Raw genomic sequence first — 26,146 nt, forward strand, 5'->3', positions numbered from 1 at the left:
GACTCTTCTGGGGACAGCTGGGATCGGGCGCCGACGAGAAATGGCGCCGACATAGTCTGAGTACGGTCCGGTGAAGACGCGTTGCGCGATCAAGGAGAGCGGCGAGATGAGACCAATTCGATACTCGATCAACGTCACACTCGATGGCTGCGTCCATCACGAGGCAGGGCTTCCCCCTGACGAGGAGTCGATGCGCTACTGGACCGCTGAGATGGAGCGAGCCGATGCCCAGCTCTTCGGCCGGGTGACCTACGAGATGATGGAGTCGGCGTGGCGACGGCCGGCCACGGGCGCGTGGCCCGACTGGATGCGTGCGTGGGAGATCCCGTTCGCCGAGGCCATCGACCGGACGAAGAAGTACGTCGTGTCGAGCACGCTGAGCGGGGTCGATTGGAATGCCGAGCTGGTGCGAGGCGACCTGGGGCAAGCGGTTCAGCGGCTCAAGCAGGAGCCGGGCGAGGGCCTGTCCGTGGGTGGCGTGACGCTCCCCCTGGCCTTGGCGGATCTGGGACTGATCGACGAGTACGTGTTCGTCGTGCAGCCGGTGCTCGCCGGACACGGGCCGACCTTGCTCGCCGGTCTGCGCGAGCGCATGCAGCTCGAGCTCGTGGATCGCCATGAGTTCCGCTCGGGGGTGGTCGCCCAGCGTTACCGGCCCTCGGGAGCAACCGCGTGACGTGACGAGTCCTGGCGCGTTGGCCGCCGCCTCGCGACGAAACGACCGCACCGTCGAGGCTACCGGCTGGGCCGCGAAGACCTCGCATCATTGGTACATAGGCTGGTCGGGGCGGCAGGGACGCCGCGCGTCGGCGGGAGGTCGGATGCTCGAGGTGCTGGCGACGTTGCCGGGGCTGGCTGACAAGCACCCCTTCCACGGCCGGCGGCTGCGCGCGATTCGCAGCCGCGTCTACCGCAGAATCGTCGACCTGCGCGCCGAGGTCGTACGCTCGCCCGAGCCGATCCCCTTCGCGGATCTCGACCGTAGCGCTTTCGCTCCGATGCGCGCCGGCGCCCGCTTCGGCCGGCCGCTCGAATGCGCGTGGCTGCACATCACGGGCGACGTGCCGGCGGAGACTGCAGATCCCGTCGTCATGCTCGGCATCCGCGGCGAGGGTCTCGTCTACTCCTCCGACGGAGCGATGCTCGACTCGATCAGCACCGTGTGGACGCAGGGCGATCTGCCGCATAGCGGCGGAAAGTTCCGGCCCGTCCCTCACGCCGACCTGTCGGCGGGCCTGGTCGACCTCTACGCCGACGTCGCGTTCAACGGCTTCCTGTTCCTCGGCGTCGGGCGCGGCGTGTACTTCGGTGCCCACCTCGCCGAGCGCGACGACGACGCCTTCGGGCTCTACTACGACTACCTCGCCCTGTTCGTCCTGGCCGTGTCGACCGATGACTCCCGGCTCGCGGCCGACCTGCACGCCGCGCTCGGCGGGGCGTACTCGCGTTTCGCCGAGGGTGACACTCGAGCCGCCCGCGCGCGTCTTGCGGAGGAGCTCTCGAAGCCGTCCACGAGCGCGTTCACGTACAGCGCCGTCGGGCACGGCCACCTCGACATGGCGTGGGTATGGCCCATCCGCGAGACCAAGCGCAAGGCCGCGCGCACCTTCCTCAAGGCGCTGGACTCCATCGACCGGTACGACGACTTCATCTACGGAACGAGCCAGCCGCAGCAGCTGCAGTGGACGAATGAGCGGCATCCCGAGCTGTTCGAACGGCTGAAGGATGCCGTGAGGAAGGGCCGCATCGAACTGCAGGGCTCGTTCTGGGTCGAACCCGACACGAATCTGCCCAGCGGGGAGTCGCTGATCCGCCAGGCCCTGGTCGGGAGACGATTCCTGAAGCACGAGTTCGGACTCGGCGACGAGGACCTGCGGCTGTGCTGGCTGCCCGACACCTTCGGCTACAGCGGCAACCTCCCGCAGATCCTTCGCGGCTGCGGCATGGACTGGTTGCAGACCATCAAGCTGTCGTGGAACAGGGTCAACGTGTTCCCGCACCGCACGTTCCACTGGGAGGGCATCGACGGGTCTTCGGTGCTCGTCCACATGCCGCCGGAAGGCGACTACAACAGCCGTGCCGCGGCCGACGGCCTGCTCAAGGGGATGGTCCAGTACCCCGAGCGCGATCTGGGGACGGCACTGCTGGTGTACGGCGCCGGCGACGGCGGAGGCGGACCCGGGGAAGTGCACCACGAGCTGCTCCGGCGCGAGGGGTCGCTGCGTGGACTTCCGAAGGTGGAGAAGTCCCCGGCATCCGCGTTCTTCCGCGCTCTCGAGCAGCGCGACATCCCCCAACGGCACTCCGGCGAGCTCTACCTGGAAGCCCATCAGGGTACGTACACCACGATCGGACACACCAAGCGGCACAACCGCATCGCCGAACGCAAGCTGCACGAGGTCGAGGCGCTCGCCGCCCTGGCGGGCGCCGACGTGAACGCCGAGCTCGAGCCGCTGTGGCGCGACGTGCTGCTGAACCAGTTCCACGACATCCTTCCCGGCTCGTCCATCGAGCGCGTCAACCGCGAAGCGCGCGAGTCGTACGCCGAGGTCGAACAGGAGCTCGACCGTATCGGTGCGCGACTGACGGACGACCTGCCCCGCGGCGACGCGGGCCCGTCGGCGATCAACCTCACCTCATTCCGCCGGCACGACCACGTGCACGTCGACGGACGGTGGTGGTCGGCCGACATCGGCCCGTATGCTGCCGCCCACCTGCAGCCGGTCGGCACGTTCCCCGACCTTTCGCACACCGCCGATGCGATCTCGAACGGCCTGCTCACGGTGCGCTTCGACACCAGCGGCGAGCTCGTCTCGTGCGTCGACTCCGCAGGCATCGAGCACGTGGCCGGCTCCTTCAACCGCCTCGCAGTGTACGGAGACCCCTACCAGTTCCCGTGGGACGCGTGGGACATCGACCCTGGCTACGTCGACACGAAGCCGAAGGTGCTCGCGGTCACCTCTCACCGCACGTCGATCGACGGGCCGTTCGTGATCCGCCACCACGAGTACCGCGCGGCGAAGGTGACCGTGCGTCAGCGCATCGTGCTCGAGGCGGGCAGTCCCATCATTCGGTTCGAGACGCACGCCGAGTGGCATGAGAGACACCGCATGCTGCGCGCCGAGTTCCGCCCGCATCACTACGGCGGCCAGGCGCTGTGCGAAATCCAGTTCGGGCATATCGCACGCCCCACGACTGAGCGGGACGCCATGGAGAAGGCGCAGTTCGAGATCTGCGCACACAAGTGGATCGCGACCGTGGCGGATGCCGGAGGCTTCGCCCTTCTCAATGATTCCAAGTACGGGCATCGGGCGAAGAACGGGCTCATCAGCCTCAACCTGCTGCGGGCGCCGACGTTCCCCGACCAGACCGCCGACCGGGGCATCCACGAGTTCACGTACGCGTTCATGCCGTTCGCACCTGGTGATCTGGCCGCCGTCGTGCGCGAGGCCTATCGCCTCAACAATCCGCTGCTGCCCGCCGACGGCGTGGTCTTCGGCAGTGCCGTTTCGGCCGACGACCCGGGGGTGGTGGTCGAGACGGTCAAACCTGCCGAGGACGGCTCGGGCGTGATCGTGCGGCTGTACGAGAGCCTGGGGCTGCCGACCCAGACGGCGCTGCGAACCGGCATCCCGCATGCGCGCGCTGTCGAAACCGACCTCATCGAGCGACGCCTCGGATCGGCGGATCTCGCCCAGCTGAGCTTCCGCCCGTTCGAGATCAAGACGATCCTGCTGGAACGCACATGAGCGTCGCCGCCACCGAAGCGAAGATCCCAAGCCGCCGCACGCAGCGGATCTCGATCGTCGTGGCCGGGTTCGGCCAGAACCTCGTCCTCACGACGGTCACGACGTTCATCCTCGTCTACCTGTTGCAGTACGCCCGACTCAGCACCGAGGGCATCGCGGTCGTGACCGCCGTCATCACGGTCGCGAAGATCTTCGACGCGATCAACGACCCGGTGATGGGCAGCCTGGTCGACATGACCCGCACGCGCTGGGGCAAGCTGCGGCCGTACATTCTCTTCTCCGCCCTGCCGGTCGCGGTGTTCTCGACGTTGCTGTTCACCGTGCCGGACGTGTCCGAGACGGGCAAGCTTGTCTTCTTCGCCGTCTGCTATGTCTTGTGGGGCATCGCCTACACGGCGTGCGACGTGCCGTTCTGGGGGCTCATCGGATCGGCGTTCTCCGAACCCGAGTACCGCATGCGGGTGATCTCCAACGTGCGTGCGTTCGGCGGGATCGCGCTCGGGCTGGCGACGCTCGGGATGCCGTGGCTCGCCCTGCTGCTCAGCTCGGACGACCAGACCACCGGCACCGGATGGTCGCTGGCGGTGGGTGTCGTTTCGGTCCTGGGCATGGGCCTCTTTCTACTGGCGTTCACCAACACACGCGAGCGGTACCGCCCCGGAGTGCAGTATCGCCTCACGTTCCGGCAGCTGTTCGGCACGCTGCTGCGGAACACACCGCTGCTCATGGTGCTGATCGGGTCGGTGCTCGGCTTCGGCCGTTACATCGTGCAGGTCGGCGGCGCGGTGTTCGTCGTGATCGCCTACGACAGCGAGGGGGCGTTCACCCTCATCGGCGCAGCGATCATCATCGGCATGGTGCTGGCATCGTTCCTCACGCCGCTGCTGCTCAAGCGTATGTCGGCGAAGACCCTCGCGATCGGCAGCTCGGTGATCGGCGCGGCGCTGTTTGCGGCGATGTTCCTCGCCGGGTTCGAGAACATCGCCGTGCTGCTGGTGTTCATCTTCCTCACGGGGATGACCCTCGGCATCTTCCTCGTCGTGCAGGCGACGATGATCGCCGACGCCGTGGACGACATCGAGCGCAGAACCGGGGTGCGCAACGACGGCATCTCGTTCTCGACGCTCACCTTCGTGTCCCAGACCATGGCCGCACTGGCGGTGCTCGTCTTCGGCACATTCGTCGTGCTCGCCGGTTACGAGGCCGGCGTGACCGTGACCCCCGAGATGCAGTGGACCGTCTTCGTGTCGCTCACGCTCGTACCCGCCGTCAGCTGCCTGGTGTCGGCGATCCCGTTCGTGTTCTACCGGCTCGGTCGCTGAGTCGCACCCGGTACACGAAAACCCCCGGAAGACCGGGGGTTCCTGTTGTAGCGAGGGCGGGACTCGAACCCGCGACACCACGATTATGAGCCGTGTGCTCGTATCCCTCCCACAATGCCATCCTGATCGTGGCCAAGAATGGCGAAAACTCGGCCGTCGTGCATCACGCTGACCTCGAGTCGCTCACGGTCCCAGGGACTCGAGTGTGGTCAAAATGTGGTCACAGCGGGCTGGAGTGCAATGTCCAGAGATGTGCAACTGTCAGAGGCCCACGTCAGGATGAGCTTAGGTCGAGGTGCGGAGGTCCGATGACCGAGGGAACCATGGTGGCCATCGGTGTGGCACTCATAGCGTCGGCCACGACCTTGGCTATCAATTGGTCAAGTCTGAGAAGTGATCACGCGGGTCTGAAGCGGATTGTCCTTCTCAATCATGCCCTCGGCGAAATGCATGATGATAGCCCGGGGAAAGAGGGACTTCGCCAGGTTCGGGAGGCTCTTGCCCAGAGAATCGCCGTCCGCATGCTGCCTGGTGCCGGCTGGCCTCAGGAACTCAAAGCCGCCGCCCGCGTCCTGACCGTCTTGTCCATCTTGCTGATCTTGACGGCTCTAGCCGTGAGCCTCTCAGCTGGGTCAGCGTTCGTGGTGAGTTGGCTGACGATCTTCGCGGCGGCCGCAACCGTCGGCGCCAGATTCTGCCTGTTCTTGCGCGAGAATCTAATCGTGAAGGACCTACGTCGGTCAGCTGCCGGTCGGCCTGGCAACGAGTTGCCTCGCCCGCCGATGCCGGCCCCTACCAGTGGAATTTGAACCCGCGCTCTAACCCCGTGTTTCGGGCCATCCATTGCCCGGATCCCCGGAATCTCGGGGTTTCTTGAATCACCGTGATCATGACGGACTCAACTGATTCAGGCTGGACTCTGGGCAAAGTGTGGGCACGCCCGGTGATGCTACTTGCCGCCTTCACGGGGCTAGATCCTTGCCGTCGATGGCGGAACTGGGTTGTCCAGTTTTCTGACGCAAGGCGAGGCCTCCTGCCGGCGTGGACTCACGTTCGAGGTTGAACCTGCAGCCCATGCTTGGTCCTCGCTCGACGACAACCGATGGTTGACTAATGTTCGACATGTGAATAACGTTGTTGAAATGTCGCACCAATTGCCGGATCCGAACCGAGACAAGTACCCCGCATGGTCGCTCTCAGACCGTCTCAGGAAGGCGCGCGAGGAAGCCGGGCTCGAGCAGGGAGAGCTCGCAGAACTCGCGGGCCTGTCTCGGGCGACGATCTCCGCGGCGGAGAACGGTCATCGGCGTCCCGCAAAAGCGACGATCGCCATGTGGGCATTGGCCACGGGCGTAAGCCGCGACTGGCTCTCCGGCGTGACTGGTACGAACCTCGACCCCGCAACCGCGCTCGATATGATGCGACTCACCGCACTCACCGCTGTGATCACGGCGAGCGGCCGTCCAGAGGCGGCTGGGTATGAAGAAGCCGAAGCGGTTCTGTCGGCGGTTGCCGAGCGCGAAAAACTCGTTCAGCGGAGCGGCCGCTGGGTGGCCTCCAGCAAGATTGACCATCCGGAAGTTGAAGCCTGGTGCCTGAAGTATCGGCCCTCCACCGCTGACGCTCTGGCCGCCGCGCGCAAAGCCTCGGCGTCTCAGGTCCAGCCATGAAGGACCAATTCCGCAGCTACTATCCGCCGACCGACGAGGACGTCCGCCGCGTGAACCACCTCTGGACAGTCGACTTTGGTTACCCATTTAGTTAAATCATTTGACACTTTACTTGGACGGTCTTAGAGTGTCAGCATGCATAGAGTTCAGCTGACCCAATGGGACGAAGGTTGGCTCGTTGACGTCGACGGCCGAGACCGGTTTGTCTACAAACGCCTGACGGACGCGATCCGACGCGCCAACGACGTCATCAGTCAATCGACGCCCGCGAGACAGTTCCCCGCAGTTGCGTGGGAGTTCACGGACGAATTCATGCAGGAGGCTCTCGCGATTGCGAGGGAGCGCGCGGATGTCGCGCGGCGCGAGGGCGAGGTGGCGCGTAAGACAAACGAGGCAATCGTCCGGCTCGCCAAGGAGGGCTTGTCGAACAACGACATAGCTGTAGTGCTGGGGATCACTTCGGCTCGTGTCTCCCAGATTGTGCAGGACACCGCGGAATGGCTGTGGGGAGCCGACGACCCGAACGGCGAGGTTCAACTCGTCAAGCTGCGGTTCGGGAAGGGATGGCGCGCCGGAAAAGGCCGAGGACCCTTGCCACCCACACTCGAGTACGGTGGCGAGACGTACGTGCCTTCGGGTGGAGCCAGTTCGGTTGGCGGCCAGCCCTGGAAGCACACCTACGTGCCGAAGGAAGACTGAACGTGCGCGTGACACGAGATGACCTCGAGGACGACGATCTCAAGATCGTTGTTGTGCTCGCCGACAGTCGGAGCGTTGAGCTGGGCCTTCTCCTTCGCTCGACGGCATCTGAGCTCGGCATGCTGCTGCTTCAAGCCATGTCGGAGTCAAGCAGGAACGAATGGGCCGTCCCCAACCTGGCTGCGTACGCGACCAGCAGCATCCACCAGGCCAACCGCGAGACGAGTCGTCGCAACGCAGATTTCCGAGGGCTCATCGGCGAGCTCTTCGCGGATGGCTTCTCGTGGCTCATTTCCAACGGTCTGGTGGGGCCGGCTTCCGAGAATTCTGGCAGCGGATCGGAGTGGGCGATCACCACCGCGGGCAAGCTCGCTCTCGTGCAAGGCTCCGCCGAGCATGTCCAGGCCACGCGGAGGCTCCACGTCGACCTGCATCCAGAACTGGAGCAAACAGCGCGCGTGAACTTTGAGCGCGGCGACTATGAGATTGCGGTCTTTGCCGCTATGAAGGCTGTGGAGGTGGCGCTGCGCAGCGCGACGGGTGCCAGTTCGAGCACATACGGTGTCGATCTGGCAAAGGGGCTCCGACCTGGCGGTCCGTTCGAAATCGGAGGTGACGGGACCTCTGCTGAGATCGAGGCCTATCCCATGCTGTACCGCGGGGCCCTCGGCGCTTTCAAGAACCCCACGAGCCATCGTGTCGTCGAATTCGACGATCCGGTGGAGGCCGCGGATATCGTCCATCTTGCGGACTTACTGCTGCGCATCCTTGATCGAGAGCGTCGGCGTCGCGGCATCACCGAGGGAGTTTAAGCTGGGCGACCAGGCGGGTTTGAGCCTTATAGCGTCGGTACACCCTATGCTTCAGACGAATCAAGATTGGAGTTTGAATGGGTTGGCTCAGACGGCTCTTCAGGCGGCACGACGGCCTCATTCCGGTGAACGAGGTCTTTACGCCGGGATCGCCGGCAAAGCGTCTTTTCGTCGAGCGGACAAGAGAAGAGAAGCGGCTCAAGAGCGCCCTTAGTTCGGCCGGAATGCAGGTGATTCTTTTCGGAGAGTCCGGTGCCGGCAAATCAAGCCTCGCCGAGAAGGTTCTGGGCGAATTGAAGCGCAGGTACGTCGTCACCCGATGCACTTCAAAGACGACCTTTGAGCAATTGATGGACTCCGGGTTCGACGAACTCGCATCCTTCACCACCGTCGAGAAGCGAACGAGCACCGACGTCGAACTTGGGGGCTCCACCACCTTGGGCGGGGGCAAGCTACCTGCGAGTCTCGGCGCGAAGGCGTCCTACAGGGCTGGGGAAGGTGAAACCGCTCGCCGAGTGGTCGATCCTCAGACCAGCCCAGCTGCACTCGCCAAGAGGTTCAAGAGCCGTGACTGCTCTTGGCTCATTGAGGATTTTCACAAGGTCCCCCAAGAGGTGCGAGATGGCTTCGCCGACGTACTCAAGATCTTTTCCGATACCGCTCACCCACGCACCGCAATCATCGTTCTCGGGGCACGTGAGACCAGCGACGACGTCGTCAACCTGCCCAGCGCAAACGTCACGAATAGAGTCGCACCTATCGAGCTCCGTCCGCTGACCGATACTGAGCTCGGGGAGCTTCTCGACGAAGGCGGCCGGCTCCTGAACGTCGACTTCAGCGAAGTAAGGGCGGACATCATTGCATCGTCGGCGGGCGTGGCCAGTGTCACCCACGGTCTCGCAAAAGCCTGCCTCGACCAGCTCGACATCGAGGTCAAGCAAAAGACGCTCTTCAAGGTATCGGCATCCGTGTGGGATGACGCCGCCACGGAGTATGTGGAAACGTACGCGGGTGGCGTGCGTGCTCAATTCACCAAGGCGCTGACCGACAAGGGGACGAAGCAAAGCACATACAAGAACTACAAAGTGGTGGTGAGGGCTCTCGCAAGCTTCCCGGAACACGGTGCAACTCGAGGTGAGTTGCTGACGAAGATACGTGAAGTTCACCCCGATTACCCGGGCGGGAATCTCGATCTCTACCTTAGGAAGCTCGGCGAGGAGCCCAGGGGCGAAATCGTCAGGAAGACTGCTGAAGGCAAGTTCCGATTCGATCGCCCGCTTCAGCTGACCTACGCTCGCACCTGGTTCAAGCTCGGCGAAACGAGTGGTCTCTTCGCTGAAAAGCTCGAGCAATACGTACCAGCAGAGCGCGACACGGAGGTAGAAGGTCTAGACGCATTGATCGAGGAGTACGAGAAGGAGCACGCGAAGGACCACGCGGAGTACTTTGCCTGGCTCGCCGAGAACGGCGACGAGTACCCGGCCCCCCGAACAAGCCGCGATTAGGGCCCATTACTTCCGTTGACCTTCGGCTAGTTGCTTGCTTCGCGCGTAGTCAACGTAGGTGTGCACCCGCTGCTCGTCGGGCGAGGCCTCGTGCTGTGGCGAATTCCGTTCGAGAATGCACGCGCATATATGACAACAGCGATCATCCACATTGCATCCAATGGCTCGCATCCATCTCTCCTTCGGGGGCGCCAGCTTGCTCGACCTCGTCCGGGTGCACCACCGGATCTGGGCGAGGCCCACCTGGACATCGGGCTTGGACAATACTCAGGAGGTAAGGGAGGCCGCTACGGAGTAATTCGGCGCGAGTCCCCTCGACCTTCTACATGGCTCACCTGGTCCTTCTCGGGCGCAGTTGCCGTCGATATTCGGAAGTGCATGGAATTCCGAGCTCGATCTATTCTTCGGCGCGCGATTCAAGCGGATCACTCCCACAGCAGTCAGCAACCCGCGTTGGGGGCATCATGCGGGAGGATCGAGGATATCGACAGACGCCCGTGCGCTGGGCTTGAGGGAGGCACACATGGATCTCATCGAGTTGGGTGCAGTAGTCGCAGATTTCTTTGAGGATGGTAAAGGTCCGTCGCATGACCAACTAGACCAGGCGTTCCGCCGCACCGAGCTCAGCGACGGAGATCCTGGACCGGGAGGGCGTGCACGGGGTGGCGGGCCCGTGGGTAAGGTGAAGCGGGTCCGCGCAGTCTTCGTGTTTGCCACCGACCACAACCCTGCGGGCGGCTTGCAGTTGGCAAAGCAGTTAGTGGCTCTGCTTCGCGCCGATGGCGCGTTCAGCGCGAGCCGTGAATCGTTCGCCGGCGACGGCAAAGTCCTGCGCCTCCGCGAAGCATTCGATCGGCTTGGGTTCACGTTGGATTCGAACGGAGCCCTCAGGCCGAAGGTCATCGACAACCTGGCAGGCACGGAGCTTACCGATGCGCTGCGCAGCTACGTCGACCGCATCAACCTCAATCCGGATGACGCGCCGTTGCAGCTTGGCGCAGGCAAGGACTTGGACGAAGCCGCCGCCCGACATGTTCTCGAGCAAATGACGGGTAGTTATCCTGTCGGCGGGCGCGGTGCGAACTTCCCGTACACACTGACGCAAGCATTCACAGTGATTGGTTATGCGGTCCCGCCTGTAGTCGATCTCGATCCAGACCCGCACAGAGCTGTCCAGCAGTGTCTCTTCTTGTTGGCTGTGGAAGCGAACCGGCTCCGAAACGATGCCGGCACGGGCCATGGGCGCCCGTCTGGCCCACGACGGACGCAGCCGCTCACACCCGACGAGGCGCGGCTCGTCGCACGCGCCACTGCTTTGGTCGCTGGGGCGTTACTCGACGCTCTCTAGCCAGAGAAAGTTCCACGGTGTCCGAGATGGTTATCTGCCGCCACCGACTGGTCAGCCAGCGGGCTCTAGAATCGCGGCGTAGTTCAGCTGCGGCGGTGGAGCTGCGACCCCGTGGTCGATAAGAGCTCAGAAGGATAGATCCGAGAATTGGAGTGTTTCGCCGTCGCCAAAGGTTGTGGGTCCTTTACCAATCGGCGGGACAGGCTCCGGCTCCGGCTCCGGCTCGTCTTTCTGCCAGTCGGTTCTGACCGCGACGATCAGTTCCCGGTCCTTCGCGGACTTCATCACTTTCTTGAAAGCCTTGGAACGCCCGGTCGTCGTTCCCACGAAGCCGCGAGTGATTAGCTGGGCGAACGCCGCCCTGCCGAGGTATTTCGTGTTGTCGTAGGTGATTCGGAACCCGCCCCTGGGGCCCGACTTCAGCGTGTCGTCCTCCAATGCGAGACGAAGCCAGTCCGCTGGAACGTGCATCCCTTTGAGCGTCCGATCATCGATCTTGCGTCCAGCGTCGCCTCGAACGAACTTGAACCAGAACGGCGTCTCGAACGCTCTCCAATCTGCAGCCGACTTTGCACGCTCAAGACCGGCTGGCATGAGCGCAAGCTGCTTTACGATCTCGCTTCGCCGGCGATACCCCCACTCGTACTGTGTGACGCCTTCGTCCAAGTTGACTTTCTCGAGCCTCTTGTACTGGACAAAAGTGAAGGCGTCGTGGACCTGATCCCAGTACAAGAGATCCACGCCTAGCTCCTCTTCGATCGGCTTTTTGTTGACCGACATCACGAGAAGTCGTTTCCTCCCCGATGGGTCTTCGAAGACCGCAAGGCTCGCGGCACGTTGCCGACCCGTGAGTTTGCCGTCGAAGCGTTGTAGGTCGAGGGGAAGGAGCTCCTCCTCCAAGTCCTGTTCGTACCCGGCGTTTATCACCGTCTCGAGGAGCGTCTCGTCGTCGCGTTCCGACGGCGGCGACGCGAACACGTCGGGTGGGAGCTCGATGTCCGCCAGTTGAGCGGCGAGTTGGACGGCGTCTCGAGCTTCAACCCGCGACTGCTGCACATTCTCAGCGAATTCTCGTGGCGCCCCCAAGACCGACGCGAGCCACGGGCCGACACTGGTGTCGACTCTTTGGAGATATTCGATCAACCGTCGGCTTGTCGCCAAGTCGAGTGCCCGAGCGTAGTAAGAGTCTGGAACCTCACCAAGGAGAACAGGGCTCGCTTGAAAGTCAGCGAGTGGGATCGGAGTCACTAAACGCAGGATCGGCGCAAGCGTAGCTCGCACGGTCCCGCTCGCAATGCCAGCTACCCCGCGCGTGATCGCAAGCGCGACGATGAACTCTCCCTCACCCAACTCTTCATCACCGACCTGCACGGCGACGCAAACCGATCCGACCACGGGATGTGCTTCCTTAGCGAACGCCTCCGAGATACGAGTCGCGCCGGTATAGGTAATTCGGTTGGCACCCTTCGCGTGGAAGATATACATCGGCGTCTGCGGCAGCTGCGCAGCCACGTTGTCGGTCATTGCGACATCTAATCAGAAGCCTCGCTCGTCTTGGCGGGAGCACAGGCAGTGGACACAGGGGACGCCGTCCGCCTTGGCGGCTAGGGAGGCCCTCACCAAGTCGATTTGGCCATCGGCCGATGTTCAGCGGCCTGCCCGCGTATGCGAGATCGATGTGCAGGTGGTTGCAGGTGTCCTCGAATTCGCGGAGGTTGCGGAGGGAGGGTGATGCCAGCGTCGGCGCGGCATTGCCCCTGGCCGACGCGTCCGCCGGCGGGCATGACCTGCTCGAGCATTGAAATGAGCCGGATCGATTCTGGGTCGGTGCCACTGAGGGTGCGCCCATCGAGGGCGTAAAGGTCGACGGCCTTTCCGCCGCGTCGCCTGGGGTGAGACCTCGGAAGAGGCGATCGCCGTCGTGCAGAAGGGCGTCGCCGCGCACGGTGTCCCGCAGCGGCTGCTCAGCGACAACGGGGCGGCGCTGAACCCGTCGCGCCGTGGCGTGCTGGGACAGCTGGTCACCTACCTGCGCTCGCTCGGAGTCGAGCCGATCACCGGGAAACCGTACAAGCCGACCACGCAGGGCAAGAACGAGAGATTCCACCGGACCCTGTTCCGGTACCTGAACAAGCAGCCCCTCGCCGACGCCCCTCGAGCAGCTCCAGACACAGGTCGACGACTTCGATCGCATCTACAACACCGAACGGCCGCACCAGGCGCTGCCCGGCCGGATCACCCCGCAGAACGCGTGGAACGTGACACCGAAGACCGATCCGCCCCGGCCCGTCACACCGCAGATACCCCCGCCTGCGCCTTCGGAAGAAATCCGGGTCAAGCTGGTCGGGAACACCGGTGCCGTCGAGTTCCGCGGCATCCGATTCGGCATCGGCCGCGCCACCGCCGGCCAACGGGTCTGCGTCATGGACGCCGGGAACACCGTCATGGTCTTCGACCTCCGCGGCACCCTGATCATCGAGCACCCCTGGCCCAAGCCCGGAACCGAACACGTCAGCAACGGCGCCCCCGCGGACCAGCCCCTCGAACCCTCTAACGTCAGCGATGTCCTGATACATCAACTGCCAGAGATGTCCTGATGCAGAACCGTCCAGGCATGTCCTGATACATCACACCGCCGCACTGGTGCGCTCGGCTTTGGCGTGCCCACATTTTGCCCACATTCGAGCGGACTGGATGTACCTGCACGGTGATCAGAATCGCCTCAGTTGCCGCGTATTCATTGGGATTAGTGTTTCTCTCGAGCGATCTGCCGCGGTGCCCGTCGCGACTGAAAATCGAAGGATCTGGGAGCGAGCCCTGGGCTCTCGCTAAACGTCGCGCGAATTCGCTTCGATCCATGCCAGTTGGTCGGGACCGGTCATCAGGATCGAGGACGTCGTCCCGCCACAATGTCGTCTACGACGGTTCTCACATAACCGCGGCGCGCTTCGGGTGTCGCGAGTGTTCGGGGGTGAATTCGCTCCTCGGGTGCAAGCCGTGGAAGCTGTTCACATTCGTGTATGAGTTCGTCGAGACCCATGAGTTCGTCCGTCGCCACCAGATCGAGGTCGCTGATTGCCCATTGCTGGGTGCCAACTGGTGCAGTCGTAGTGACGAGGCGCGCAGCGGTGTCGAGACGATTCCACCCATGCGACTCGAACTGGCTCGTGAGCCAGCGACGCGCCTCCTCGAGGTCGATCTCCCGCCAGTCCCATATCGTGGCCCAAACATCGTCAGGGAGATCCAGCGGCTTCGTGTGCCCGTTCTCGTTGAACGCCTCCGCGATTAACGTTCCGTAGCGAGCCGAACCCGCGGGGTAGGCCGCCCGGCGGGCTTGGATGTCCGCCTCGGATCCGTAGAACGAATGGGTGCGGGCTTGACCGGTAAGGAGTGACACCAGGGAAAGGCCGGCGGGGCTGGCGGCGATCTTGTCCACGACGCGGACAACGGCCTCATCGGTTGGCGTAAGTTGCAAGTACAGGCGTACGCATAATCCCTCGACGCTGCGCCGCGGGCCAAAGAGATCGGGTCCGATCGGCACCTCCTTCATCTGCCCGGCCAGCCACAAGAGCAGCGCGTCCGCATCCTGGGGCGCTTGGGTTTGGTCGAACCTGCTTTCCAGCTTCCGGACGGCCAGGCGCGTGTTGTGACGGAGGGCGGAGGCGATTCGCTCTACGTTGTCGTCCGTCATTCCAACCACAATGGCACGGTAACCAGCGTCAACCACGCTGTCGGGAATGTCGTCGGAAGGAACTTCGAGTGCGAAGTACCGGTCAAAGTAGTCCGGATTCGCGATCTTCTTCACTAGATGTGGTTTCACCAGGGAACGTGTTCGCGCCGCTTACGATCGCGTTGTATCGCGGAAACAGCTTGGCCAGCACACCGCTAACCGCGCCCGATGACCCCGGGACAACCACAGATTCCTTGATGAGCTTCTCCCACGCGTCGGTAAGATCCCGTGGGCTCTTGTCTTTGGCAACGATGGCCGAGAAGACGGATCCGACGTAGCCGGTAAGCGTCTCTTTCTCACGTGGAAGAGCCGCGAAGAATTGCGGGGCCATCACCTTGATCCAGGTGAACAAAAGAAAGTCCGCAGCATCAACCTCCTCCGACAATGCCGGGTACAGAGACTCCACCTGAGCCACGTAGCGCTTCAGCATCCGAGGCGTCCGCATCTGTCCTTGGACATGCATCTGCCAGTTTGTGGCGAATTCGCCTTCTTGGCGCTGGTCCATCTGCAGTCCAATCGAGCGGACCATCTCTTCTAGCGCCGCGTCCGTCAGCGCGTCGATCTGAGATGACCTGAGGGGAGGCACGTCCAGCCGCAGTTGGACCATCTTCTCAAGATAAGCGCCGGCACGATGAGCTTGATCCAGCCCAACCAATCCGGTGCGGCGAAGGACGTCCAGCAGCGTGTCCTCGTCGTATGCGATGAGGTAGTGCACGTACGGAAGACGCCCGACTAGCCTGATCATCTTGAATACGAGCAGCAACTCGTCGGGCGATAAACGGTCCAAGTCATCGAGAATGATAAGTACCGGATGAGCGCTCTCCGAAAGCAGCAGCTTTTCAAGAACCGCCTGTTGCCGTGCAACCGATTGATCGGGACCGATCAGGTCGGCCGCTCCTCGCAACACGCCTGATACATCTACGCCGACGATGCTGCCAGCCACGCCCAACGGAGCGATAGCGCGCCCGAATGATTGGAGCGTCGACCGAATCTTCCTCGCACGCCTCCCGCCAGCCGACGCAACGGCATCGAACAGTGTGCTCAAGAAACCCCACTGGAGCGATGGAAGATCCTGAAAGTACCAAGGGTTAAATTCAACAACCTTCCACGACGGGATTCCGACGGCCTTCCCAGGATCCGACTTCGGCGAGTTCCCCTCCGTTGCAGCCTCCAGTCGAGACGCAACCATGTGAATCAAGCTGGTCTTTCCGGATCCCCACGCGCCCACGAGACCAACCACAGTCGACGCGCGCTGGCGCCGTACTACTCGGAGAGCGTCGACTACTACGTTCGCGAACGCGTCCCGTCCCAAGAGGTCTGGTGCCGCCGCCGAGCCGTCGATCGGGTCATCCGAGAAGCCGCCATTCGAATCCGCCACAAGACGAGTCTGGTCTAGTTCGTCGCGGGGGACGCCGCCGCATCTGGCGCCACCTGGAAACTGAACTTCTTGAGTTCGACCACTTTTACCTCACCGCGCTTGAACAAGGCTGTGTATCCGGTCCGGGCCGCCGAAGTGCCCGCCCACTTAACTTGTCCAGTCTGCAGAAGAACGAACGGCAGCTCGAGGTAGGTGGAGACAGACACCCGAGGGCTGAAGATTCGTCTCTTCACAACGACCTGATCGGTGTATGCCTTGGCGGGCGGGACGATGAGAACAGACGTCTTCGCGTCAGCGATAGCTGACGTGGAGAGAATGATCGCTTCGGTCAGCGGCGCGAGGTTGTTGCCGACGGGGACAGTGGTTACGCGCGCGACGAGCGCTTCTATTCGAGTTCTGAGGGCTGCCACGCGGGTTTTCATGGACGCAAGTGCCGCCCTAGTCTGCAAGTTGGCTTCGTCATCTGAAGTTGAGTCGAACTTGCTCTGGAGGGCTATTGCGGTGTCGGCGAGCTTGTCGTAAGCAGTCAGTAGTTCCTGAAGCGACGCAAGCAACGGTGAATCCTCTGCCACAGGAGAGATCTGATCGCTTGCGACGATAATTCCGTTAATGGATCCGATAAGGCGGCGGGCGATTCTCGCGTGGACGGTAAATTCGGCCGGCTCGCTCACGACGTTCGTCAGCGCTGTGTCCGTCTGAAAGAGCCCAGCCACCTCCGTAACTGCTTGGGCCGCCGCCGCTGCACCACTGGCAATGATGTCCCCGACGCCTGGGATCGTGAGCTTCGTCTTTTCCGGGATCTTCGCCTCGAGCAGCTTCTCGGCATCCTCGCGGACAGCGTCAGCTTGACCCACCAAGGTATTGAACTCGGCCTTCATGGCGTAAAAGGCGATCGCGGACTCCGCCAACTTGGGATTGCTCGTGATGACGATCTTCGGAAACTCGTTCACATTGAGCTGGCCCGACGCCCTTAGGTCAGCGACCAAGGCCTCCGCTGTCTTGTCCAACACGTGTCCAACATTCTCCGACTCGCGGAAAGCGTAGCCATCGGGAACCGTGATTGTGTTGACGGGAATCTGGCTCAGTTTGGGTACGGCGGCTGCAACCTTCGCCGCGAGCGCATCGTATTCCGCTTGCTTTCCCTCGCGTACCTTCTGCTCGTTCGCAAGCCGCGTTGATTCGTTGTCGAGTTTGGACTTCTGTTGGGCGAGTCTCGTCGTCTCAAGCGCAAGCTCCGCCGTGGCCTTCGCCTCCTCGGCTTCGGACTGCGATTTGAGATGAGCGAGTCTTGCCGTCTCTCTATCGTCGGCGGCCTTGCCTTCAGCGATCTGCCGATCGGAAATGGCTTTCGCCAAAGCCTCTGCCGCGGTAAGCCGCTCGAGCTCTTCCTTCGTAGGAGGCGCAGTCTCTGCAGGGGTTGTGCCGTCGTGGGCGCCCATCGAAGATCTCCTTCCACCGAGAGGTCGATCTTGACCTTTCCGAAAGCTACTGTCGCTCCCCCGTTTGCCGATACCCCCACTGAGAGGTCTCTTGTCTGTCTAGCGCGCGATCTTCGCCGCATACTCGTGCATCGTTTCGCCCACGCGATTCGCCCGGAGGGCTGGATAGGCTCTAGGTCGACTAGTGGGAGGACCGTGGCCACCGTTGAGCCCTACACGACGGCACCTGGCAGGCGATATCGAGTTCGCTATCGAAAGCCAGATCATTCACAGACTACATAACGCGGATTTAGAACGAAGAAGGAAGCAGAGCTCTTCTTGGCGAGCGTGGAGCTCAACAACGCATCTGGCACTTATATCGACCCGTCCCAAAGCCGGATCACGATAGGGGTGCTCGGCAGCACCTGGCTCGCCTTCCAGACGCATCTCAAGCCCTCTTCAGTCGCGGTTGTCGAGTCTGCCTGGCGGTTACACGTTGAGCCGGCCTGGGGACGCATCGCCGTCGCCGACGTTCGTCATAGCGATGTGCAGGACTGGGTTGCGCGTCTGGGCGAAGGCGTTCCGGGCAGCATGAAGCCCAAATCTGCAGCTCTGTGCATCGGTGCTACGGAGTCCTGGCCGGGATTCTCGACACCGCGGTTCGAGATCGCCGTATTCCGTCCAATCCAGCGCGAGGCGTCGGGCTACCACGAAAGGTGAGCAGAGAGCACATCTATCTGACGCATCAGCAGGTTGATCTCCTGGCGCGATCGTCTGGACCTAACGCGACGCTGATCCGCGTCCTCGCGTATACGGGCCTGCGATGGGGTGAGGTCAGCGGCCTCCGCGTTGGCGATGTGGACCTAAGTCGTCGGAGGCTCTCAGTGAGCGTGAACGCCGTCCTTGTCGGTGGGAAAGTAGTGATCGGAACTCCGAAAACCCACAAGCGACGCGTCGTGCCGTTTCCCCGTTTCATGGTCGCTTCCTTGGCGGAACTCTGCGCGGGCCGAGGAGACGAGACGGCTCGGTGCTGTTCTCCGACCGATCAGGCGGCCACCTCACGACCCCTACCGTCCGAGCGAACTCGTGGTTCGACCAAGCGCTCGATGGCGCCGGCCTCGAGCGGATGACCATCCACGACTTACGTCACACCGCTGCCAGCCTGGCGGTTTCGGCTGGCGCGAATGTTAAGGCTGTTCAGCGAATGCTTGGCCATGCGTCCGCGGCGATGACCCTCGACACCTACTCCGATCTATTCGACGACGACCTTGACGCTGTCGCGGTCCGCCTCGACGAAGCGGCGGCACGAGCGGGCGTTCTGCACTAACCGAAGCGACACTCTCGATGTCGCGCATTGGATCACGTACGAGCCGCCCTGGTCACCCCACTTCGTACCGGATGTGGTCAAAATGTGGTCATGCGAGAACGTCATGCTCAAGTACGGTCGCCCCGAATGGAGTGAGATCCGCGAGATTCTGCTGTTGTAGCGAGGGCGGGACTCGAACCCGCGACACCACGATTATGAGCCGTGTGCTCTAACCACCTGAGCTACCCCGCCGCGAGGCCTCGCCGGCGATGCCGGGAGAACCAGAGCCCCGAGTCAGGATTGAACTGACGACCCCTTCCTTACCATGGAAGTGCTCTACCACTGAGCTATCGGGGCGTGTGCCGAACTCGGCAACCGTACGAGGATATCACCTCACGGGGCGTGCTCCGAATCGGCCGGACCCGGGGAACGGGCTCGGTCGAGAACGCCTCCGCGCACCGTTTCCGAACCGTGATCCGGCGAGAACAGGCCCGCCCGCGCCGGCCTGTTATCGTCCGATCGTGCGCGTCGTCTCCAGCCTCCTCATCGCCGCCGTCAGCCTTGTCGCGATCACCGGTTGCGCGGCGTCGCAGGCCGCTCCGTCGACTCCGACCGAGTCGACCGCGGCCTCGCCCACCGCAACCTCGACGCCGGCACCTGAGCCGGCATCCGACCCCGTCGCCGACCCGGCGGATCCGTCCACCTGGCTGGTCGACGCAGAGGGTGTCGGGCCGGTGCGCCTCGGCATGACGCTCGACGAGGCGGTCGCAGCGATGCCCGGTTATGCCGTGAGCACCTGCCCGAATCCCGCCGTGCGGTTCCTCGACGCCGTGGATGCCGCGGGGGCCAGTCTCGCCATCGCGGCGGGGAACGACGGCGGGATCGTCCTCGTCAGCGTCTGGGACACCGACGGCCCCGCCACCGCCGAAGCCATCCGCATCGGCTCAACGGTCGCCAACGCGAAGACCGCATACCCCGGCCTCGTGCCGTCGCAGAAGTACACCGACCGCTACACCCTCGAGGACACCCCGGGCTACATCACCTTCGCAACGCAGGACGTGAACGCCGGCGACGGCGCTCCGATCCACACGATCTCGGTCGTGACGGGCGGGCTGCCCCCTTCGGAGCTCTGCGGCTGATCCGCTCGAGCTACTTCACCGCGCCGGCAGTCAGCCCGCCGACGATGTACTTCTGCAGCCAGAGGAACAGCACGACGACGGGCAGCGCGGCGAGCACGGCGCCGGCCGAGAACGCGCTCCAGTCGGCGTAGCGCGGGTTCGAGACGAGCTTCGTCAGGCCCACCGCGAGCGTCTGGTTCTCGGTGTCGATGAGGATTACGGATGCCACGGCGAACTCGTTCACCGAGAAGATGAACGACAGCAGCGCCACGACCGCGAGGATCGGGGCGACCAGGCGCAGGATGATCGTGAAGAAGATGCGCGCGTGGCCCGCACCGTCGATCTTCGCGGCCTCGTCGATCGACGCCGGGATCGTGTTGAAGAAGCCGTACATGAGGAACGTGTTCACGCCGAGCGCGCCGCCGAGGTACACCATGATCAGGCCGATGTGCGTGTTCAGGCCGATCGCCGGGAACCAGTCGGAGATCGAGCTCATGAGCAGGAAGATCGCGACGACCGCGAGCATCTGCGGGAACATCTGGATGACCACGATCGAGACGAGCCCGAACCGGCGCCCGGTGAACCGCATGCGCGAGAACGAGTACGCGGCCAGTGCGCCGAGGAACACGGTGCCGACGGCCGTGACGCCGGCGATGAGGATCGTGTTCGCGAACCACTGCGTGAACGGCACCTGCGGGTCGGTGAGGATGCGCACGTAGCTGTCGAGGCCGATCTGCGAGAACAGGGCGTTCGATCCGGTGAGCGTGCCGCGCGGATTCAGCGACGACGAGACGACGAAGACGATCGGGAACAGCGCGAAGAGCAGCATGACGACCCCCACGACGTGCCGCCAGCCGGTCGCGCGGAACCACCGGCCGAAGTTGAACGGACGCTTCGGCGGGACGTACCCGTCGCGCGACCGACGGGCGTCCTCGATGGCGCGCTCGCGTGCGTCGGCGTCGAGTCCGGCCGCCAGGATCTCGGCCTCGACGACGGGCGCCTCGACCCACGACCGGTGCTGCTTGGTCTCCTTCGCCATCAGTTCAGCTCCTCGAGGCTCTTGGTCCGACGGAACGCGATGATCGAGATCACCGCGACGATGATGAAGATGATGATCGAGTAGGCGCTCGCGAGCCCGTAGTCACGCGACTGGCCGGTGAACGCCACCTTGTAGACCATCGTGATGAGGATGTCGGTGAATCCGACCGGGATCGGCGCGTTCGAGTCGCGCGGGCCGCCGTCGGTCAACATATAGATGGTGTTGAAGTTGTTGAAGTTGAACGCGAACGACGCGATGAGCAGCGGCGCGACGGTCACGAGCAGCAGCGGCAGCTTGATGAGCCGGAACACCGCCCATGGCCGCGCCCCGTCGACCGTCGCCGCCTCCTGCAACTCGTCGGGGATCGACTGCAGCGCTCCCATGCAGACGAGGAACATGTAGGGGAAGCCCAGCCACAGGTTCACGATGAGCACCGAGACCTTGGCCATCCAGGGGTCGGTGAGCCAGGGCACGGATGCCCCGCCGAGCAGTACCTGGTTGATGAAGCCGAAGCTCTCGTTCATCATGCCCGCCCAGATCAGGGCCGACAGGAACGACGGGATCGCGTACGGCAGGATCATGAGGACCCGGTAGTAGCGGCGCCCGCGCATCCGCATGTCGTTGAAGACGATCGCCAGGAAGAGCCCGAGGAAGAACGTCGACGCGACCGAGATGAGGGCGAACGCGAACGTCCACAGCGTGACGTAGACGAGCGGCTGCGCGAGGCGCGGGTCCGTCACGGCGCGCACGAAGTTGTCGAAGCCGACGGTGATCTGCCAGCCGGGCAGCAGCTCCTCGCCGTCGGCGGAGGTGAAGGCGCCCGTCCCGATGTCGGAGTAGACGGTGCCCGTCGTGACATCCGTCATCGTGCCGGCGGCCTCGTCGTACTCGAGCGTCGAGACGTACTGGTAGGCACTGGACCCGTCGGGCGTGCGCAGCGCACCGTCGTTCGGGTCGTCGGAGAACGGCACCGCGAGCTCGGTGATCTCGTCGGTGCGGGCGATCACGTCGGCGAACTGCAACGACGTCCAGCCGTCGACCGCGACGGCCTTGTCGCCGTCGAACTCGGCGTCGACCGGCTCGAGCGGCTGGTCGTTCGTGCCGACGTAGGCGTCGCCGTCGGGGTCGGTCACGAGCAGGCCGAGCGTGCCGAGCTGGTCGACGACGGTGACGGGGTAGGTCGGCGAGTCCTCGACGCGCTGCAGCGACGAGGCCATGAGCGACGAGACCGCCTGCTCCTTCGAGCCGTTGTGGCCCGTGCCGTAGTTGGTGAAGGCGATGTAGCCCGTGTAGACGAGCACGAAGACCTGGAACAGGACCAGGAAGATGATGCCCGGCGTGAGGTACTTCGCCGGGAGCTTGCGTCGAGAGAAGTAGATCCAGTTGACGAGCGCGGCGACCGCGGCGACGACGGCCGCGACGATCCACTGCCCGAAGCCCGCGAGCACGAGCACGGCGTAGACCGCGACCGCGTCGAGGATGCCGAGGGCGACCAGCTTGAGCAGCAGCATCTTCATGCCGCCGGATGCCGCGTCGGCGATGTTCGCCGCCTGACGCTGGCGCTTGGTGGGCTTCGGCGGCGTCTCCGTGGTGACGTCGTCGTCGATCGTCGTGCTCATCTGGTGCTCCTCACATGCAACCGGAGGTCGAGTAGCGCCCGAGCGAAGCGAGGACGCGTATCGAGACCACGTGACGGGTCTCGATACGCGTCGCTTCGCGGCGCTACTCGACCAACGAGAGGGTTACTTGGCGTCGATCGCGGCCTGCACGTCGCTGGTCAGCTTCTGCCAGGTCGCGGTCGGGTCGGCACCGTTGATGATGTCGGCCTCGGCGATGCCCCAGTACTGCCACACCGATCCCATGGCCGGGATGGCCGGCATCGGGACGGCCTCGGCGCCGACGGCGGCGAAGCCCTCGATGATCGGGTCGCTCGACGCGGTCTCGGCAGCGGCCGAGAGCGCCGGGAGGATGTTGCCCGCCTCGAAGAGCTCGAGCTGCACGTCCTCGGTGCCGAGGTAGTTCACGAGGAAGTCGTTCGCGGCGACCTTGTTCTTCGACTCGGAGGAGATGAAGAAGCCCTTCACGCCGGCGAACGGCGCGGCGGCCTCGCCGGTCGGGCTCGGCACGGTGTCGATCGCGACGTTGACGCCGCCGTCGATCGCGGCGCCCACGTTCCACGGGCCGGTGAGCCAGAAGGCCGCGGTGCCGTCGAGGAACGCCTGCTTGGCGATGTCACCGTCGATGTCGGTGTTGAAGTTGCCGGTGCCGTTCTTGCCCTGCGCCGAGAGCCACGCGGCGAACTGCTCGCCGCCCGCGCTGCCGAGCTGGAGGTCGGTCGGGTCGTAGCCCGCGTCGTTCGTGCCGAAGACGGGAGCGCCGAACGCGGTCTGGAACGGGTAGAGGTGGTAGGGGTTGCCCTCGGCGCCCTGCTCCACCACGAACGGGTGCGCGAGGCCGGCGGCCTGGCCCTTGGCGATCATGTCGTCGAAGCTCGTGGCGGCCTCGGGAACGAGGTCGGCGTTGCGGAGCACCGCGATGTTCTCGACCGCGTAGGGGAGCATGTAGGTGGTGCCCTCGTAGGTCGACGCGTCGATCGCGACGGGGAGGTAGTCGCCGGCGGAGTCGCCGAGCTCGATCGGAGCCACGACGCCGTTGGTCGAGAGCTCGCCCAGCCAGTCGTGCGCACCCATGGTGATGTCGGGGCCCTTGCCGGTCGGCACCTGCTGGATGAAGTCGTCCTTGATGTCGGCGTTGTCCTTGCCGACGAGCTCGACGTCGACGCCGGTCTTCTCGGTGTACGCCTCGGCCGCGCCCTTCAGCGCGTCGACGCGCTCGGCGTCGACCCAGACCGTCAGCGTGCCGCTCGACGACGCCTCGGCGTCCGACCCGCTGTCGCCGCCGGCGCAGCCCGCGAGGCCCAGCGTCACGACGACCGCGACGGCGCCTGCAGCGAGGAGGCCCTTCTTGTTCACCCTCATTGGTGTGCCCTTCTCAGTGTGCGTGAGAGATCGGCGCCTTCGCCTGGTGCGGGATCCGGGATCCCGCCCCGCCCGTTTCCGAGCGGGATCGCGCACCGTGACCGAAAGGCCGTTCTTCCGTGTGGAGTACTCGCAGATGTGCAAGCGATTACAGGTATACCTTGCGTGACGTTCATTACCAAACCGGACCACCGGCATTGATACCGGTTCGTGACCATCGCGTGACGTGGCGATGCTGCAAGCGTTTCCATGCTGTAACGAGATGTCGTACAGTTCTCGTCATGACTTCCGAGTGGTGGCGCACCGCCGCGATCTACCAGATCTACCCCCGGTCCTTCGCCGACGCGAACGGCGACGGCATGGGCGACCTCGCCGGCATCACGAGCCGACTGGGCGACCTGCAGGACCTCGGCATCGACGCCATCTGGCTCTCCCCCTTCTACACGTCGCCGCAGCGCGACGCCGGCTACGACGTCGCTGACTATTGCGACGTCGACCCGCGCTTCGGCAACCTCGCCGACTTCGACGCGATGCTCGCCGAGGCGCATGCCCGCGGCATCCGCGTGATCATCGACCTCGTGCCGAACCACTCGTCGGATGAGCACGCGTGGTTCCAGGCCGCCCTCGCGGGGTCGGCCGGCAGCGCCGAGCGCGCCCGCTACCTCTTCCGCGAGGGCCGCGGCCCCGCCGGCGACGAGCCGCCGAACAACTGGGAGTCCGTCTTCGGCGGTCCCGCGTGGACGCGCGTCGTCGAGCCCGACGGCAGCCCCGGCCAGTGGTACCTGCACCTGTTCGACAGCTCGCAGCCCGACTTCGACTGGACCAACGAGGAGGTGCGCGAGGAGTTCCGGCGCATCCTGCGGTTCTGGCTCGACCGCGGCGTCGACGGGTTCCGCGTCGACGTGGCGCACGGCATGGTCAAGGCAGACGGGCTGCCCGACTACACGCCGCCCGCCGAGGGCGGCAGCATGGGCGGCGCCGGCGGCGTGCCCGGCGCGGTCCCGCCCGACGAGGCCGGCGTGCCCCTCGAGCCCGAGATCAGCGACGAGGGCGACGGCGCGCCGTACTGGGGACAGGACGGCGTGCACGAGATCTACCGCGACTGGCGCGCGCTGCTCGACGAGTACCCCGGCGAGCGCATCCTCGCCGCCGAGGCGTGGGTCGACCCGCTCCCCCGCGTGGCGAAGTGGGTGCGCTCCGACGAGATGCACCAGGCGTTCAACTTCGCCTACCTCGAGACGCCGTGGGATGCCGCGGCGCTCCGCCGCGTGATCGACGCGTCGCTCGACGCGTTCGGCGCCGTCGGCGCGCCCTCGACGTGGGTGCTCTCGAACCACGACGTCGTGCGCCACGCCACGCGCCTCTCGGTCACCGAGGCCAACCCGCAGGGCCACGGCCTCGGCCCCCGCTCGAAGGGCCTGCCCGAGTACGCGCCCGGCCTGCGCCGCGCCCGCGCCGCGACCGCGCTCATGCTCGCGCTGCCCGGCTCGTCGTACCTCTACCAGGGCGAGGAGCTCGGCCTGCCCGAGGTCATCCACCTCCCCGACGACGCCCGCCAGGACCCGACCTGGTTCCGCACCGACGGCGAGCGCTACGGCCGCGACGGATGCCGCGTGCCCATCCCCTGGGAGGGCGCCGAGCCGTCCTACGGCTTCGGGCCGACGGATGCCGCGTGGCTGCCGCAGCCCGCCGAGTGGGCGTCGCTCGCGCGCGACGCGCAGCGCGGCATCCCCGGATCGACGCTCTCGCTCTACCGCGACGCGCTGCGCCTGCGACGCGAGCACGCGCTCGGCGCCGGGACGCTCGAGTGGCTGCCCGGGTTCCCCGACTCGGTCGTCGCGCTCCGGAACGGGCCCGTCGTGGTCGTCGCGAACACGGGCACGTCGCCCGTGGAGCTGCCGGCCGGTGACGTGCTGCTCGCGAGCGGGCCCCTCGACGGCCGCACGCTCCCCCACGACACCACGGCCTGGCTCCGCGCGTAGTTCCGCGGGCGCGACACGCAGCAGTTTCGCACGGCGCCGCGGCCGCGCCGCCGCGGCGGCCGTCACCGCCGAGTTCGCAGGATGACGCGTGC

22 protein-coding genes, 2 tRNA genes and 1 pseudogene are annotated in these 26,146 nt (G+C 64.6%); 16 read left to right on the forward strand and 9 right to left on the reverse strand.

Features of this window, described 5'->3' with window-relative positions; all coding sequences use genetic code 11:
* The first annotated feature begins 106 nt into the window (after nt 1–106).
* From FYC51_RS05510 to FYC51_RS05545, 9 genes are all read left to right on the forward strand, one after another.
* Nucleotides 107–676: a dihydrofolate reductase family protein gene (locus tag FYC51_RS05510; RefSeq protein WP_148734147.1), complete on the forward strand. Its 570-nt coding sequence runs from the start codon at nt 107–109 to the stop codon at nt 674–676.
* A gap of 145 nt (nt 677–821) precedes the next feature.
* Nucleotides 822–3,749, forward strand: coding sequence for an alpha-mannosidase (locus FYC51_RS05515; protein ID WP_187432506.1), 2,928 nt, complete (start codon nt 822–824; stop codon nt 3,747–3,749).
* Nucleotides 3,746–5,071, forward strand: a complete 1,326-nt coding sequence (locus FYC51_RS05520; RefSeq protein WP_148732629.1) for an MFS transporter — start codon at nt 3,746–3,748, stop codon at nt 5,069–5,071. Before FYC51_RS05515 ends, FYC51_RS05520 begins: the two co-directional genes overlap by 4 nt.
* A 308-nt stretch (nt 5,072–5,379) precedes the next feature.
* Nucleotides 5,380–5,880: a hypothetical protein gene (locus FYC51_RS05525; RefSeq protein ID WP_148732630.1), complete on the forward strand. Its 501-nt coding sequence runs from the start codon at nt 5,380–5,382 to the stop codon at nt 5,878–5,880.
* A 333-nt stretch (nt 5,881–6,213) separates the two neighbouring features.
* The gene (locus tag FYC51_RS05530; protein WP_148732631.1) at nt 6,214–6,741 is read left to right on the forward strand and encodes a helix-turn-helix domain-containing protein; all 528 of its coding nucleotides are present in this window, start codon (nt 6,214–6,216) and stop codon (nt 6,739–6,741) included.
* A gap of 135 nt (nt 6,742–6,876) precedes the next feature.
* Nucleotides 6,877–7,440, forward strand: a complete 564-nt coding sequence (locus FYC51_RS19145; RefSeq protein ID WP_187432507.1) for a hypothetical protein — start codon at nt 6,877–6,879, stop codon at nt 7,438–7,440.
* Between the two features lie 8 nt (nt 7,441–7,448).
* On the forward strand, nt 7,449–8,252 hold the full coding sequence (locus tag FYC51_RS05535) for a TIGR02391 family protein (protein WP_187432508.1): 804 nt from the start codon (nt 7,449–7,451) through the stop codon (nt 8,250–8,252).
* A 77-nt stretch (nt 8,253–8,329) separates the two neighbouring features.
* Nucleotides 8,330–9,757 carry an ATP-binding protein gene (locus tag FYC51_RS05540; protein ID WP_148732633.1) on the forward strand — a complete coding sequence of 476 codons (1,428 nt, stop codon included), beginning with the start codon at nt 8,330–8,332 and terminating at the stop codon, nt 9,755–9,757.
* A 523-nt stretch (nt 9,758–10,280) separates the two neighbouring features.
* Nucleotides 10,281–11,105 carry an abortive infection family protein gene (locus FYC51_RS05545; RefSeq protein WP_148732634.1) on the forward strand — a complete coding sequence of 275 codons (825 nt, stop codon included), beginning with the start codon at nt 10,281–10,283 and terminating at the stop codon, nt 11,103–11,105.
* A 126-nt stretch (nt 11,106–11,231) separates the two neighbouring features.
* Here FYC51_RS05545 and FYC51_RS05550 read toward each other — a convergent pair whose 3' ends face one another.
* On the reverse strand, nt 11,232–12,629 hold the full coding sequence (locus tag FYC51_RS05550) for a hypothetical protein (RefSeq protein ID WP_148732635.1): 1,398 nt from the start codon (nt 12,627–12,629) through the stop codon (nt 11,232–11,234).
* 370 nt (nt 12,630–12,999) lie between these two features.
* On the opposite strand from FYC51_RS05550, the pseudogene FYC51_RS19545 reads away from it, so the two are divergent.
* Both FYC51_RS19545 and FYC51_RS19150 read left to right on the forward strand, forming a co-directional pair.
* Nucleotides 13,000–13,384: pseudogene (locus tag FYC51_RS19545) on the forward strand (integrase core domain-containing protein); the annotation flags it as partial.
* Complete coding sequence (locus tag FYC51_RS19150) at nt 13,364–13,702, forward strand: hypothetical protein (RefSeq protein ID WP_187432657.1); 339 nt, start codon at nt 13,364–13,366, stop codon at nt 13,700–13,702. The pseudogene FYC51_RS19545 and the gene FYC51_RS19150, both read left to right, overlap by 21 nt.
* Before the next feature lie 284 nt (nt 13,703–13,986).
* Here FYC51_RS19150 and FYC51_RS05560 read toward each other — a convergent pair whose 3' ends face one another.
* From FYC51_RS05560 to FYC51_RS05570, 3 genes are read right to left on the reverse strand one after another with little or no spacing between them, the layout of a single operon-like run.
* Complete coding sequence (locus tag FYC51_RS05560) at nt 13,987–14,910, reverse strand: hypothetical protein (protein ID WP_148732636.1); 924 nt, start codon at nt 14,908–14,910, stop codon at nt 13,987–13,989.
* Entirely contained in the window at nt 14,879–16,213 is a 1,335-nt protein-coding gene (locus FYC51_RS05565) for a KAP family P-loop NTPase fold protein (RefSeq protein ID WP_148732637.1), read from the reverse strand. The genes FYC51_RS05560 and FYC51_RS05565 overlap by 32 nt, the downstream gene beginning before the upstream one ends.
* Nucleotides 16,214–16,227: 14 nt before the next feature.
* Nucleotides 16,228–17,652: a hypothetical protein gene (locus FYC51_RS05570; protein WP_148732638.1), complete on the reverse strand. Its 1,425-nt coding sequence runs from the start codon at nt 17,650–17,652 to the stop codon at nt 16,228–16,230.
* 327 nt (nt 17,653–17,979) lie between these two features.
* Between FYC51_RS05570 and FYC51_RS19790 the strand changes: the two genes are divergently transcribed.
* Genes FYC51_RS19790 through FYC51_RS19800 form a run of 3 tightly spaced genes read left to right on the forward strand, consistent with a single transcriptional unit; the run spans nt 17,980 to nt 18,958 of the window.
* The gene (locus FYC51_RS19790) at nt 17,980–18,351 is read left to right on the forward strand and encodes a tyrosine-type recombinase/integrase (protein WP_338014669.1); all 372 of its coding nucleotides are present in this window, start codon (nt 17,980–17,982) and stop codon (nt 18,349–18,351) included.
* On the forward strand, nt 18,348–18,761 hold the full coding sequence (locus FYC51_RS19795; RefSeq protein WP_338014670.1) for a tyrosine-type recombinase/integrase: 414 nt from the start codon (nt 18,348–18,350) through the stop codon (nt 18,759–18,761). The genes FYC51_RS19790 and FYC51_RS19795 overlap by 4 nt, the downstream gene beginning before the upstream one ends.
* Entirely contained in the window at nt 18,659–18,958 is a 300-nt protein-coding gene (locus FYC51_RS19800; protein ID WP_338014672.1) for a tyrosine-type recombinase/integrase, read from the forward strand. Before FYC51_RS19795 ends, FYC51_RS19800 begins: the two co-directional genes overlap by 103 nt.
* A 157-nt stretch (nt 18,959–19,115) precedes the next feature.
* Here the strand turns inward: FYC51_RS19800 and FYC51_RS05580 are convergent.
* Nucleotides 19,116–19,189: transfer RNA gene (locus FYC51_RS05580), tRNA-Met, on the reverse strand.
* Between the two features lie 33 nt (nt 19,190–19,222).
* A tRNA-Thr gene (locus FYC51_RS05585) sits at nt 19,223–19,294 on the reverse strand.
* A 164-nt stretch (nt 19,295–19,458) separates the two neighbouring features.
* Here FYC51_RS05585 and FYC51_RS05590 point away from each other — a divergent pair.
* On the forward strand, nt 19,459–20,076 hold the full coding sequence (locus FYC51_RS05590; RefSeq protein ID WP_148732639.1) for a DUF3558 domain-containing protein: 618 nt from the start codon (nt 19,459–19,461) through the stop codon (nt 20,074–20,076).
* 10 nt (nt 20,077–20,086) lie between these two features.
* Here the strand turns inward: FYC51_RS05590 and FYC51_RS05595 are convergent, their stop codons facing one another.
* The 3 genes from FYC51_RS05595 to FYC51_RS05605 form a co-directional block, all read right to left on the reverse strand.
* Nucleotides 20,087–21,094 carry a sugar ABC transporter permease gene (locus FYC51_RS05595; protein ID WP_148732640.1) on the reverse strand — a complete coding sequence of 336 codons (1,008 nt, stop codon included), beginning with the start codon at nt 21,092–21,094 and terminating at the stop codon, nt 20,087–20,089.
* Nucleotides 21,094–22,713, reverse strand: a complete 1,620-nt coding sequence (locus tag FYC51_RS05600; protein WP_148732641.1) for an ABC transporter permease subunit — start codon at nt 22,711–22,713, stop codon at nt 21,094–21,096. The genes FYC51_RS05595 and FYC51_RS05600 overlap by 1 nt, the downstream gene beginning before the upstream one ends.
* Before the next feature lie 123 nt (nt 22,714–22,836).
* Nucleotides 22,837–24,072 carry a sugar ABC transporter substrate-binding protein gene (locus FYC51_RS05605; RefSeq protein WP_148732642.1) on the reverse strand — a complete coding sequence of 412 codons (1,236 nt, stop codon included), beginning with the start codon at nt 24,070–24,072 and terminating at the stop codon, nt 22,837–22,839.
* 281 nt (nt 24,073–24,353) lie between these two features.
* Here FYC51_RS05605 and FYC51_RS05610 point away from each other — a divergent pair, with 281 nt between their 5' ends.
* Entirely contained in the window at nt 24,354–26,054 is a 1,701-nt protein-coding gene (locus FYC51_RS05610; RefSeq protein WP_148732643.1) for a glycoside hydrolase family 13 protein, read from the forward strand.
* Nucleotides 26,055–26,146 lie beyond the last annotated feature (92 nt).

Source organism: Agromyces mariniharenae (assembly GCF_008122505.1).
GTDB classification, from domain to species: domain Bacteria; phylum Actinomycetota; class Actinomycetes; order Actinomycetales; family Microbacteriaceae; genus Agromyces; species Agromyces mariniharenae.